At 68.6% G+C, this 12,078-nt stretch carries 10 protein-coding genes and 1 pseudogene; 7 read left to right on the forward strand and 4 right to left on the reverse strand.

Translation table 11 applies throughout. The annotated features are described in order from the left end of the window. Positions 1-635 precede the first annotated feature (635 nt). The 3 genes and pseudogenes from FNV62_RS05660 to FNV62_RS05665 form a co-directional block, all read right to left on the reverse strand. Positions 636-2,087, reverse strand: coding sequence for a DNA/RNA helicase domain-containing protein (locus tag FNV62_RS05660; RefSeq protein ID WP_225900155.1), 1,452 nt, complete (start codon positions 2,085-2,087; stop codon positions 636-638). After that, complete coding sequence (locus tag FNV62_RS54515; RefSeq protein WP_205523126.1) at positions 2,084-2,638, reverse strand: hypothetical protein; 555 nt, start codon at positions 2,636-2,638, stop codon at positions 2,084-2,086. Before FNV62_RS54515 ends, FNV62_RS05660 begins: the two co-directional genes overlap by 4 nt. Before the next feature lie 29 nt (positions 2,639-2,667). Then, positions 2,668-3,546: pseudogene (locus FNV62_RS05665) on the reverse strand (hypothetical protein); the annotation flags it as partial. 198 nt (positions 3,547-3,744) lie between these two features. Between FNV62_RS05665 and FNV62_RS05670 the strand changes: the two are divergent. Next, positions 3,745-4,377, forward strand: coding sequence for a DUF2461 family protein (locus FNV62_RS05670; RefSeq protein ID WP_225900156.1), 633 nt, complete (start codon positions 3,745-3,747; stop codon positions 4,375-4,377). Positions 4,378-4,899: 522 nt separating this feature from the next. Then, positions 4,900-5,898, forward strand: a complete 999-nt coding sequence (locus FNV62_RS05675; RefSeq protein ID WP_144314768.1) for a helix-turn-helix transcriptional regulator — start codon at positions 4,900-4,902, stop codon at positions 5,896-5,898. 141 nt (positions 5,899-6,039) lie between these two features. Here the strand turns inward: FNV62_RS05675 and FNV62_RS05680 are convergent, their stop codons facing one another. Further along, positions 6,040-6,990 carry an NAD(P)-dependent alcohol dehydrogenase gene (locus tag FNV62_RS05680; RefSeq protein WP_144314769.1) on the reverse strand — a complete coding sequence of 317 codons (951 nt, stop codon included), beginning with the start codon at positions 6,988-6,990 and terminating at the stop codon, positions 6,040-6,042. Between the two features lie 575 nt (positions 6,991-7,565). Between FNV62_RS05680 and FNV62_RS05685 the strand changes: the two genes are divergently transcribed. The 5 genes from FNV62_RS05685 (at position 7,566) to FNV62_RS05705 (ending at position 12,015) form a co-directional block, all read left to right on the forward strand. Continuing rightward, positions 7,566-8,459 (forward strand): SDR family oxidoreductase, encoded by an 894-nt coding sequence (locus FNV62_RS05685; RefSeq protein ID WP_144314770.1) that lies wholly within the window; start codon positions 7,566-7,568, stop codon positions 8,457-8,459. Between the two features lie 262 nt (positions 8,460-8,721). Beyond that, positions 8,722-9,096 (forward strand): nuclear transport factor 2 family protein, encoded by a 375-nt coding sequence (locus FNV62_RS05690; protein ID WP_225900157.1) that lies wholly within the window; start codon positions 8,722-8,724, stop codon positions 9,094-9,096. Between the two features lie 149 nt (positions 9,097-9,245). Next, the gene (locus tag FNV62_RS05695; protein WP_144314772.1) at positions 9,246-10,109 is read left to right on the forward strand and encodes an NAD(P)H-binding protein; all 864 of its coding nucleotides are present in this window, start codon (positions 9,246-9,248) and stop codon (positions 10,107-10,109) included. 73 nt (positions 10,110-10,182) lie between these two features. Continuing rightward, positions 10,183-10,974: a DNA/RNA nuclease SfsA gene (locus tag FNV62_RS05700; protein WP_205523127.1), complete on the forward strand. Its 792-nt coding sequence runs from the start codon at positions 10,183-10,185 to the stop codon at positions 10,972-10,974. Positions 10,975-11,145: 171 nt separating this feature from the next. Continuing rightward, entirely contained in the window at positions 11,146-12,015 is an 870-nt protein-coding gene (locus FNV62_RS05705; protein ID WP_144314773.1) for a DNA ligase, read from the forward strand. Positions 12,016-12,078: the final 63 nt, after the last annotated feature.

The following is a 12,078-nucleotide window of genomic DNA, read 5'->3' on the forward strand; positions in this document are numbered from 1 at the left end:
GGGGCAGGGAAAGCCTGATGTTCAGCAGTGCCTTGATCGTGAGCGAGTGCGTTCGGCCGCTGCGTGCTGCGGCCTTGATCTGTTCTCGGACATGGGAGGACTGCCACAACTGTTCCAGGTACGCGGGATGCATGAGTGTGGGGCGCACGCGGACTCGCGTCATCGTGCTCGGGAAGCTCAGCAGTTGCGTGTCGTCTTCGACCAGTACTCCCTGCCCAAGGCGGTCCGGTGTTCCGGCGTTGCGGCAGACGAGAAAGTCTCCTGCACGAACGTCCACTGGAGGAGGTCCACCGACGCCTGCCCTGTCGACCGCTGGGTTCTGGTGCCCTTTCGTCGCCATTGTCTCGAGCGGATCGGTTGCAGGTGTGGGACGCCATCCGCCGTTGGCGGCAGTGGTCTTGGACCCGCCGCTGATCAATCGACTGCCGAGGACGCTGGCAAGCCGGACTTGCGGCCAGCCGGAAGCGAATTCCGTTGCCGACACGGGCCATCCCCCTTCGTCCCGGCCGCACCGGCTGGGCACAATATTTCGCTTGTCAGCTCCAAAGACGCCCCGAGTTGGCCCGGCACAGCGTCCACGCAGCCATACCTGTGCGGCGATTTCTCGGATGCGAACCTGGGAAGCCCTCCTACGATCAGAGCTTCGGAATGCCAAGTTCGGCGAAGAGTTGCCTAGTGTCCGAGTCCATGGAGTAGAGCACTGTGCCGCGGATGGATCGACTCATCAATACGCCGTAGGCGTTACGAAGCCGCTCCGTCAGGATTTCGTCGGAGTCGATTCGGATGGCCTTGCTCTTCACCCAGTCCCGGTCCAGGGCCCATGAGCCCCCGGCCCATGTGAGGTCAGGGCCCATGATGACCCCGCCCCACTCGTATTCCAGGCCTTGGGCCGTGTGCACGCAGCCGATCTGACCGAAGCCGCCGTCGTCCGTAGCCCAGAACCGGCGTGAGGGAACACCCGGCGTGTTGTGCGTGTCCTCCGCGTGCCATGGACGAGCCCACCCAGGTTCCGGGGCGACGTCCGGGAAAGTACCGGACGTGTCGGTCCACTCCCAGCACATGCCGGCAGTCATCCGGGCGCTCTGCCCCGCATCAAGCTTGGACTGAAGGAACTCCTCCATCCGGGCCGCCCTGTCGGTGTAGTAGAGCTCGAACGGCTCCGGATTCTCGTCGTCGTCCGCGTTCCACGGCACAGGGCGGCCCGCCATGAGATGCCGCACCCACGTGTCGTAGGTGGAACTCCCGACCGCGCGAAGAGACCTGTCAAGCCTGATGGGCACGACCTCCGCCTTGAGGTCCTGAATGGCCTCGATGAGATCCGTTTCGGACCAGGCGTCCTCGGCGAAGAGTCGCTGGTCTCCGTCCACGAAGAAGACAGGGACTTTGGCCCGCGTCACGATCACCGACACCGACGACTCGCCGGGCCGCATCGCGAACGAGCCCGACTGTGGGCGCTCGGTAAGTCGGTGCGCTTCGTCGCACACCAGCAGGTCAAGCCCGTTGGGTGCCACCTTGTTCGCGACCTGGTTCAAGGTCGTGAAGTACTTCTTCTTTCCCTTGGCACCGCGCTTGAGGTTATCTCGGGATGCGACACCGCCCGACACGAGCCGCGCTTCGTACCCCTTGTTGAGCGACTCGCCGAGTGCCGTCAGGGCCAGGAGCGACTTTCCGGTGCCCGGCCGCCCGCTGATGACGTACACCTTCTTCGCGCCAGGCGACGGTTTGCGGACCGATTCCATGACCTGGTCCACAGCTTCGAGCTGCTTCTCCGTCAGGCTGAAATGTGTGTGCCCGTTGACGATCGCCCCGATCTCGTCCGTGAGTAGAGAACTGGCACGGCGACGGCCCAGGAGTGCCTGCGCTGCCTCGGCATCCTTGACGGGACTGAAGCGCTTGGTGAGGAACTTGCGGAGATCGGCTGGTTGCCGCGCCGTGAAGGTCGGAACTCCCGGCACCGGTCGCACCATGCTGATCCACTGGCAGTCGGGATCCCTCAGGTTGTGCAAGTAGGCTGCGCCGGCGAGGTGCACGTACCGATCGTCGAACATGCTGTGGTGGCGCTTCAGCGCCTCCAGGTTGTCTTTCACCTGCACTGCAGGGTGCTTTGTGTGCCGCTGGTAGAACGGACGATCCGGGCGTTCTCGCCGACGCGGGTACCGAGCCGGTCAGGCAGGTGCTCCACGAGCAGCGGGGTTAGGGCGGCCGCCGGCAGCACGATGCTGAAGGGGATGCCGTGCATGGGCGCAAGGGCGGCGACCACCAGGGGGAGGGCCGTGACGACGGCCGTGGCCGGCCGTACGGTCACTTTGCCGAGGCGGATCCGGTGTGCCGGTCGTCTGGCCAGCCAGCGCAGGCTGATGCGCTGGGACCGGGTCGCGATCGGGGTGAACACGGCGATCCGGTGTGGCTGTTCGGGCAGGCTGCCGTCGGCCGGGACCGTCCAGTCGATCCACCCCCATCGCGTCCGTTCACGGATCAGGACGGGCTCGCAACCGGCCGCGCAGTTGGAGCCGCAGCAGACGTGCCCGCCGCGCACGGCGCGTGAGCGTTCGGCCTCCCACCGGTCCGGGTCGAGGGTGAAGGGGCGCTGGTGCTGGCCGGCTGCGGTCGGTGGTGGTGTGCGGGGCGTGTCTGTCACGGGCTGCTTCCTTTCTGCCAGTGGGTCGGTCAGGCGGAGGCGCACGTCCTGCAGCGGCCGTCGCTGTCAGGGTGGGCGCGCCGGGGCGTCGGGCCCGGGCAGGTGCGGCACAGTGGCCAGCCGAGGCAGGCCGGGCAGAGGTCTTCGCCGGGGGCGGTTGCGGGCACGCCGCAGCCTGCGCATTCGACGAGGGCCCGGTAGGTCAGGGCCTCGGTCACGGTGCGGGCGGCGGCCCCCATCGATGACCGCTCGGTTGTCGCCGAGGCGTACGGCTCGTCCCACGGGGGCGCATCGTGGTGGTCTGCTGCGGTGGCGGGCGGCGGGTAGGCCTGGGCGGCGCGGAGCCGGGCGGCGATGATCGCGCCGACCGAGGTGCGCACCGGGTGCGGCAGGGGCCGGTCGGTGATGACGTGGCGCAGTTGCTCGCTGCTCCAGCCGGACTCCAGCATCACCGTGGCCACGCGGCCCTGATCGGTCAGCACCTTGCCGGTCAGCAGGAGTTCCGGACGGCTCGCTCCGATCTCGAGCAGCAGCTGGATCCCCGGATGCATCTCATCCGCCGGGAGCGCAGCCGGCGGGGACGCTGGTGCGTCGGGCTGGCCCGTCCCTTCGGGTGTGCGCGCGATATCGCTGCGGTCGCACGGAGGGACGGTGCTGGTCTTCTGCTTGTTGGTCTTCTGATCGTTGGTGTTCTTAGTGGGGCGATTAACCGACGTCGGGTTATCCACCGGTGGAAAACCCGACATCGGTTGCGACCTGCTGTTGTGCAGGCTGGGCAGATCGGTGATGAAGTACGCGGCCGCGCGGAGGGTGCCGTCGGGGTGGCGCTCGCGTTCCCGGAGCAGGAAGCCGTGCTTCTCAAGCTCCTTGAGGCCGCTCTTGACGGCCGCCTCGCCCTCGCGGCCGCGGCTCACCACCAGCTGCAGCTCGGCGACACCGACGACAAAGCACACCGCCTGGAGGTCGTCACCGACGCTGCTCGCAGCCGTTTCGGCACTCACGTCATCAAGCCCGCCGCCCTTGCGGAACACCACCAGGAAACCGGGCACGGCTCCCTACCCGTCTCACTCTCCGCGCGCGGACCATGGGTGAGCTAACCTGCCCGCATGCGCGGACAGTTCACCGGCTGGCCGGAGCAGGCCATGGACGTGTTGTGGCAGCTCCAGGGCGAACCGACCCACGCGACCCGCGAGCGCTATCGCGCGGACCGCGAACGCCTGGTGCGGCAGCCGATGATCGCCCTGCTCAACGAGGTCGCGGACACCGACCCCCGATACGAGGACTTCTCCGTCTGGCACTACCGCACCGACTCCTGGTGGTGGCAGCACCAGAGCGCGGTGATCCGGCTCGGCCGCAAGATCGAGATCGGTCTGCGGTTCGCCCTGGACGGCCTGCGGGTCCAGGGTGCCTGGTGGTACCCCGATCCCGGCCAGGTGGACATGTTCCGCAAAGCCGTGGCCTCCGAGGGGAGCGGCCGCGAACTGGCCGCCATCGTCGAGGACGTGCGGAGGAAGGGCTACGACATCTCCGGGGACCTGATGAAACGCCCCCCACGCGGCTATCCGACGAACCACACCCGTACGAACCTGCTGCGCCACCGTTCGCTGATAGCCGCCCGTCCCCTCGGCTGCGAGGAGTGGCTGCACACCCCCGAGGCGGTCGACCGGGTCCTCTCGGCCGCCGCCGACCTGGACGCCCTGCTGATGTGGCTGGTCCGCCACGTGAAGCGCGCCGCCTGACATCACGAGGGCGCCGCGCGGCACGGGAGGAACCACACCCGTGTCGCCAAACCTGGCGGGGATGCACCGAGAGCCGAGACAACCGCAGATGAAGCAGCGTGAGGCACCGCGAGAAGCCGCAGGTCACAGCCTTGGTGTATGCAGCGAAGCGCGAGATCCTACAACCAGCCTGTGAGCCCCCGGCACGGCCCGCTTCCCGACTGCACCGACAGGCGCCGCGGCCACGGCCGCCGCAGGCTGGACGGGTGGACTGGCCCGCCTCCATCTCCCTCGCACAGTCCGTACCGGAACTGCCCACCGGAACGGACTGGAGCTACGAGATGAAAATATGGACAGAGTTTGCAGCTGTCCGTTGTCCTTCTAAGGGATCCCCCGGTGCAGGCTGGGAGCTGACGTAGTCGCCCCGCTCGGCCCGCTGTTGAGCGGTGTATCCCAGCGGGGTCGCTCTCCCGCCGCCTTGCGCGTCGGTGTCGCGGGGCATACATGACGCTGACCGTCATGTATATGCATCATGCTTGGGGTATGAAGTCGGACCGGTTGCTGTCCATCCTGCTGTTGCTGCAGACGCATGGGCAGGTGCCTGCCAGTGAGCTGGCGTCGCGCCTGGAGGTGTCGGTGCGCACCATCTTCCGGGATGTCGAGGCGCTGTCGGCCGCAGGGGTGCCGGTGTATGCGGAACGCGGGAGTAAGGGCGGTATCGCGTTGCTGCCGGGGTACCGGACCGATGTCACCGGTCTGACCGCCGACGAGGCTCGTGCGTTGTTCGTTTTGGTCACGGAGCAAGCGCATGCGGATCTGGGGTTGGGGCAGGCGATCGGTTCGGCGTTGCGCAAGGTGATGGCGGCCCTGCCGGCGCCGTTTCGCGGGGACGCCGATCTGGCGAGCAGGCGGATCATGATCGATCCGGTGCGCTGGCGCAGCGGCCCGCGGCCTTCGGCGGTCGATCTCGGTGTGCTGCAGGCGGCGGTGTTCAACGACCGGCGGCTGCGGCTGCGCTACCGGCACGGCCGTGACGCTCAGGTGCGCTCGTACACGCTGGATCCGTACGGGCTGGTGAGCAAGGCCGGGGCCTGGTACTTGGTGGCGGATCACCGGGGGCAGCCGATGATGTTCCGTTCGGACCGGATGCTGTCGGCGTCGTTGGTCGACGAGCCGGTGCACCGCCGTGACGGGGTGGAGCTGGCGGATGTGTGGGAGGTGCTGCGGCAGAGCATCGACCAGATCCCGGCCCCGGTGCGGGTGGTCGCGCGGGTGCAGCGGTCGGTGCTGGCCCGGTTCCTGCGCTACCACGAAGCCGACCTCGCAGGTCCTGCGCCTGCCTTTGAGGAGGCTGAGACGGAGGCGGCCGGCGAAGGGGAACCGGTGGAGCTGGAGCTGCGGTTCCCGGCGCTTCGGTCGGCCGAACAGCTGCTGGTGTTCGGCCCGGCGGTCGAGGTGATGGAGCCCGCGGAACTGCGCGAGATCTTGGTGCGCCGGGCGCAGGAGACCGTCTCCGTGTACACCGAGGGCCGCGGCGCCTGACACCCGGCACCGGCGCCCCTGGGTCAGTGCCGGGGCCGCCAGGAGTCGGACTTCTTTGAAAGGCGGACCGGCCGCCGAGCACGGCCAACGTCGCCGTACTGGCCGTGGCACCGGCGGGGAGCGGCGAGCTGACGCGCCCGCTCAGGGACGCGCGTCCATGACGATGAGTCCCTTGCCGGGGATCTTGCGGCCCTTCTCCAGGCTGGTGATCAGGTCGATGCCGGATGCGAAGGGTACGGTCTCGCCGATCGACATCCGGATGTGGCCGTCGACGGCCGCGCGGGCGGCGTCGGTGAGGATCTGCGTGGTCGGCGTGCAGAAGAAGATCTTGTGGCGCCGGATCAGGGCGGCGTGGAGGAACTTGGCCGGGGTGGCGTTGACATCCAGGAAGACGCCGTTCTTCTTCAGCATGCGCAGTGCGGTCTTCACGGGCAGGGATCCGGAGGTGTCGAAGACGATGTCGAACGCGCCGCGCAGGTCGTCGCGCTGCCCAAGGTCGGTGCGCGCGTAATCGAAGACCGGCTCGACAGCGAGGTCGCGGGCGCGCTCGAGTGATGCGGCACCAGTGCTGCCCGCGACGGTCGCACCGAGCATGCGGGCCACCTGTACGACGGCCTCGCCGACGCCGCCCGTGGCGCCGGCGACGAACACGCGCTGCCCGGAGCGCAGCCGGGCGCGTTCGACCAGCCCGTTCCAGGCCATGACCGCGCCGGTCGGCAGCGCCGCGGCCTGCTCGAAGGACAGCTCGGCAGGCTTGACGGCCAGGTAGGACTCCAGCGTGACGACGGCTTCGGCGAACGCTCCGCTCTCCTTCAGACGCGCGATGCCGAAGACCTCATCGCCCGGCTTGAACCGGGTGACGTCCGGGCTTACGGCGCCGACAACGCCGGAGAAGTCCGAGCCCATCGCGCGGGGGAAGGAGCGGCCGGTCATCATCTTCAGCTGGCCCTGGCGCAGCTTCCAGTCGATCGGGTTCACCGACGTGGCCCTGACCGTGACCGCGACCTCACCCTTCCCCGGGGAGGGGAGCTCGAACTCCTCCAGCCGCATCGTCTCCGGGCCGCCGTAGGTGTGGTACTGAATCCTGTGCATGTGTGTCTCCTGGGGGATGCCTGGCTGCCCGAGCGGGGGCACGCGTGCGGGTCCGAACCTGGCTCCATCGATGTGCCGCGCTTATGGGTGCGGGCAGGCGGCGAGCCGGGCACGGGTGCCGCTTCGTTTCGTTGCCCAGCCAACGTATCCAGCCATACCTGACACATCGCGTCATGTATGTGAGGGGATTTTCCGAACCCCCAGAGCCGGGGCCGCAGGCTGCGCAACATCGGGTTCCACCAGCTCAGGACCGCTGTGATGTCTGGTTTCTCCAGGGCAGCGTGTCGCCCCGGCTTCGTGCAGGCTGGCCACCTGATGCCGGTGGCTCACGACGCCCGGCCGCTTGCCCGGCGGCGCGGGCGTCGGCAGGGCATTGCCTCAGACGGACACTCATCCGCTTCCGAGCCAGACAAATCCGCTGGGAAACATGACGCTATGTGTCAGGTATGGGTCCTGATGATGGGTACGCCTGCCGCGGGCGTGCGGCCCTAATCCTGGGGGCTCAGTCCGCTCACGCACGGCCCGGCGCTGGGCGTACAGGCTCCTGTGCTGCTTCTTAGAAAGAGTCCCTGAGAATGATCACCGTCACTGCGGCCACCGGCCGCCTCGGCCGCCTCGTCGTCGCCGAGCTGCTCCAGCGCGGTATGCCCGCGGACCAGATCACCGCCGCCGTGCGTTCCCCGCAGAAGGCCACCGACCTCGCTGAGCTGGGAGTGCAGGTCCGCCACGCGGACTACACCGAGCCGCACACCCTCGCGCCGGCCTTCGCGGGTGCCGACCAGCTGCTGCTCATCCCGTCCGCCGAGTACGGTCGGCGCTTCCCGCAGATGAAGAACGCCGTCGATGCGGCGGTCGATGCGCAGGTTCCCCTAATCGCCTACACCGGCTTCGTCAACACGCCCACCAGCACCCTGCGGCTGGCCGACGAGCACAAGCAGGCCGAGGCGTACATCCGTCAGTCCGGGATCCCGTTCGTCTTCCTGCGCAACGGCGGCTACACCGAGCTCTATACCGGCGAGCTCGGTGACCTCGCCCCCGCTCTGGACTCCGGCGTGATGTACGGCTGCGGAGCCGACGGCAAGGTCTCCGGGGCCTCACGGGCCGACCTCGCCGCCGCCGCGGCAGCGGTCCTGACCGGCCAGGGCCATGCAGGCGGTGTCTACGGGGCGGGAAGCACCGGCCGCGTCTACGAACTCGGCGGCACCCCCTTCACACTCGCGGACGTTGCCGCCGAGATCTCCCGGCAGGCCGGCAAGCCCTTGGTCTACCAGGACCTGCCCGTCGATCAGTACGCCCAGGCCCTTGCCGCCCAGGGCGTGCCGCAGGCGTTCGCCGACCTGCTGGCCGACACCAGCCTGGCCGTCACACACGGCGACTGGTTCACCCCCAGCACCGACCTCGAACAGCTCCTCGGACGGCCCGCCACTGCGCTGGCGGACGTCGTCGCCGCCCAGCTCAAGGCCCTGTGAGCTGCACTCTCACTCCCCCGCAGGCGACGAGACCCTCCTGCGTTCCGAAGCGCGAGGTTGGCCCGGAACCCCGAAGGAGCAAATCCCCGAAGATCCCGGAGATACATGACGCTCACTGTCAGGTATCGCTGGCCAAGATGAGACACGAACCTGCCCGGCCGCCCACCCGGCGATCCGGCTCCCCCGACAAGCGACCCACGTGCGCCCATGCCACGTTTGTCGCGCAGTGAGGGACGAAAACACCTTGAAAGGAATGCTTCCCATGACTGCCACCAACGGCTCCGCCCAAAAGATCGCCGACGAGTTCGTCCGCGCCTGGCTCGGCCGCGACGTCGAGAAGGCGCTGGGCTTCCTCGCCGACGACGTCGTGTGCGAGGCCCCGAACGGCCACTTCGAAGGCCTGGCCCGCTACCGCGAGTTCCTGGAACCGTTCGCAAGCGCCCTCATCAGCGGCACGGTAATCGACGTGCTGGGCAACGACACCCACGCAGCGACCGTTTACACCACCGACACGCCCTTCAAGAAGGACTTCCGCGGCATCGACTACATCACCGTCAAGGACGGCAAGATCACCCACGTGATCAGCGTCTTCGACCTCAGCCCGCTGATCCAGGCCGGAGGCAACCCCCAGCACTGACCAGTCCGCAAAGCGGGGCTGCCGTCCGTCCGCGCGACGGCGGCGGACCCGCCCCGGCCCCACCGCACCCCCTGGCAACCGCAACCACCATGCGTCGGCCGGCGGCGCGAGAGCCCAGCCCCCGGCCCCTGCGAAGAAAGCTTCCCACCATGATCACCGTCACCGCCGCCACCGGTCACTTCGGCCGCCTCGTCATCGACGAACTCCTCGAGCGCGGTGTGCCCGCCGACCAGATCGTGGCGGCCGTCCGGACCCCGGAGAAGGCCACCGACCTGGCCGGGCGTGGCATCCAGGTCCGCGAGGCCGACTACGACAATCCCGCGACGCTCGCCTCCGCGTTCAACGGCGTGGAGCGGCTGCTGTTCATCTCCTCCAGCGAGTTCGGCCGCCAGGCCGAGCAGCACGCAGGCGTGGTCCGCGCGGCGAAGGACGCCGGAGCCACCGCGCTGATCTACACCAGTTACCTCAACGCCGACAGCAGCGGCATCGCCATGGCCGAGCCGCACGCCCGCACTGAGGAGCTCATCCGCGCCTCGGGCATCCCGTACGCGATCCTGCGCAACGGCTCCTACATCGAGAACTACACCGCCAACATCCGAATGTGGCTCCAGTACGGCACCATCATCGGCTCCGCGGGCGACGGGAAGATCTCCGGCGCGACCCGCGCGGACCTCGCCGCCGCAGCCGCCTCCGTGGCTGCCGGCGAACCGGTGGACAACAGGGTCTACGAGCTCGGCGGCACCGCGTTCACCATGAACGACCTGGCCACAGAGACCACCGCCCAGACCGGCACAACCGTCACCTACACCGACATGCCGCCGGCCGAGTACTCCCAGACGCTCGCGAGCGTGGGCCTGCCGCAGTTCCTCACCGACGCCATCGCCGACAACAGCGCCGGTGCCGCGCGCGGCGGCTGGTACACCGACAGCAGGGAGTTGCAGAACCTGCTCGGCCGCCCCACCACCGCCGTCAAGGAAGCCGTCGCCCAGGCCCTCGCCCAGCACCAGAGCTGACCGCCGGCCACACCACCTCACGGCGGGCCCCGGCCCTCGATCAGGCCGGGCCCGCCGTGTCACCCGCACGCACATGAACGAAGGCAGCATGACGGACACCGCCGCAGCACTCGAGGCGAGAGGCGACAAGATCTACTTCCCCGAGCCTCTGACGCAGGCCACCATCATCCGGCGCCCCAACCGGTTCGTCATCGACGTCGACGTCGAGGGAACGGCGGTCGCCTGCCACTGCCCGACCACCGGCCGCATCGGCAACCTCGTCCTGGACGGCCTGCCCTGCCTGCTGTCCCGCAGCCACAGCAGCACCCGCAAGACCCCGTACACCGTCGAGGCGGTCTGCGTCGATCCGCCCGGCACCCCACAACCCGCCTGGATCGGCATCAACCAGACCGCAGCCAACCGCTACGTCGAACAGGCCCTCATCAGCGGGCTCCTGCCGCAGATCGTCACCGCGGAAACCGTCCAACGAGAGCAGTTCCTCGGCCAGTCACGGCTCGACTTCCTCGTCAACGACGACACCTACGTCGAGGTGAAGACCCCCCTGGACAACCTCCAGGTGCTCCTCGGCGACCACATCCACACCCGGCCACGCCCGCCCCTGACCGCAACCGACCGGCTCATCAGGCACATCGGCGAACTCGGCCGCAGCCTCGAAGCCCACGAACGCGCGATCCTCCTGGTCTGCTTCCTCTACGACAACCCCGGCTTCCAGGTTCAAAAGAGCAGCCACCACAGCGAAATCAAAGCCCAGGTGACCCGAGCCGTGAAGCGCGGCATCGAGATCTGGCAGGTCAACTTCGAACTCGACCAAACCGGCGTGCGCGTGAGCCGCCACTACGAGCTGACCCCGCAATTCCTCACCTGACAGCACTCTTCGGCTCCCCGCCGCAGCACGTCTCACCGCCGAACCCACGGTGGCGCTGCGGTGCGGCATGGTGCGGTTCGGCACACCACCGACGGAGTCAGCCCCCGTCACGGCCCTCTCCCCCGAGGACGCCAACGGGCACCACGACTGCAGCCGCCGCAGGCTGGACGAGTGGACTGGCCCGTCTCCGTCGCCCTCGCCCAGTCCGTACCGGAACTTCCCACCGGCGCGGACTGGAGCTACGAGATGAAACTCGACGGCCACAGAATGATCATGTGGCGGACCGACGACGGCGTCCGCCTCCAGGCCCGCTCCGGACGCGACGTCACCGCCGCATGGGGCGACCTCGCCCTCGACGGCCACCACCTCCAGGCCGGGACCGTCCTCGACGGCGAAGCCGTGATCACCACCGAGGACGGACGGATCAGCTTCGAGGCCGCACAGGCCCGAGCCGCCTCCTCCCCCACCCGCGCCCACCGCCTGGCCGCCCAGCGCCCCGCCCACTACATCGCCTTCGACACCCTGCAACTACCGTCCGGCAATGTCCGGCCGCGCCCGTACAACGAGCGCCGCCCAGCCCTCCTCAACCTCCTGACAGGCCTGCCCGCGAACACCCCGATCCAGGCCGTCTCCGCCACCACCGACCGAGACACCGCACTCACCTGGTACAACACCCTCCACCACCAGGGCATCGAAGGCATCGTCTCCAAACGCACCACCTCCCCCTACCGGGCCGGCCGCACCGGAGCGTGGTTGAAGATCCGCCACGCCGACACGATCGACGCGACCGTGGCCGGGTTCACCGGCACCGCCCGGCACCCGAAGGCACTCGCCGTACGGCTCCCCGACGGACGGATCGCGCTGTCCCAGCGCCTGACCACAGCACTCGCCACCCGGATCGCCCCACGCCTGGTCCCCCAGTCCGGGCGCGCGCACACGCAGGACGGCGACGCCTATACACCCGTAAGCGGGGAGGTCGTCGTAGAGGTCGTGGCAGGCGCTACCCGGCATGCAGTGGTCACCGTGGTCCGCCTGCGCTGACCCCGACCACAGGCTAGTACTCCAGCAGCACTTTGACGTTTTCCCTGTTCAGGGTCGGTCTGG

The sequence above is a fragment of the Streptomyces sp. RLB3-17 genome (assembly GCF_007113425.2).
Taxonomy (GTDB): Bacteria; Actinomycetota; Actinomycetes; order Streptomycetales; family Streptomycetaceae; genus Streptomyces; species Streptomyces mirabilis_D.

What these genes read in the sequence shown, in the direction of transcription:
- FNV62_RS05670 (WP_225900156.1), top strand. Translation starts at nt 3,745, where the DNA reads ATGCGCGGACAGTTCACCGGCTGGCCGGAGCAGGCCATGGACGTGTTG.
- FNV62_RS05680 (WP_144314769.1), bottom strand. Translation starts at nt 6,990, where the DNA reads ATGCACAGGATTCAGTACCACACCTACGGCGGCCCGGAGACGATGCGG.
- FNV62_RS05695 (WP_144314772.1), top strand. Translation starts at nt 9,246, where the DNA reads ATGATCACCGTCACCGCCGCCACCGGTCACTTCGGCCGCCTCGTCATC.
- FNV62_RS05675 (WP_144314768.1), top strand. Translation starts at nt 4,900, where the DNA reads ATGAAGTCGGACCGGTTGCTGTCCATCCTGCTGTTGCTGCAGACGCAT.
- FNV62_RS05685 (WP_144314770.1), top strand. Translation starts at nt 7,566, where the DNA reads ATGATCACCGTCACTGCGGCCACCGGCCGCCTCGGCCGCCTCGTCGTC.
- FNV62_RS05690 (WP_225900157.1), top strand. Translation starts at nt 8,722, where the DNA reads ATGACTGCCACCAACGGCTCCGCCCAAAAGATCGCCGACGAGTTCGTC.
- FNV62_RS05700 (WP_205523127.1), top strand. Translation starts at nt 10,183, where the DNA reads ATGAACGAAGGCAGCATGACGGACACCGCCGCAGCACTCGAGGCGAGA.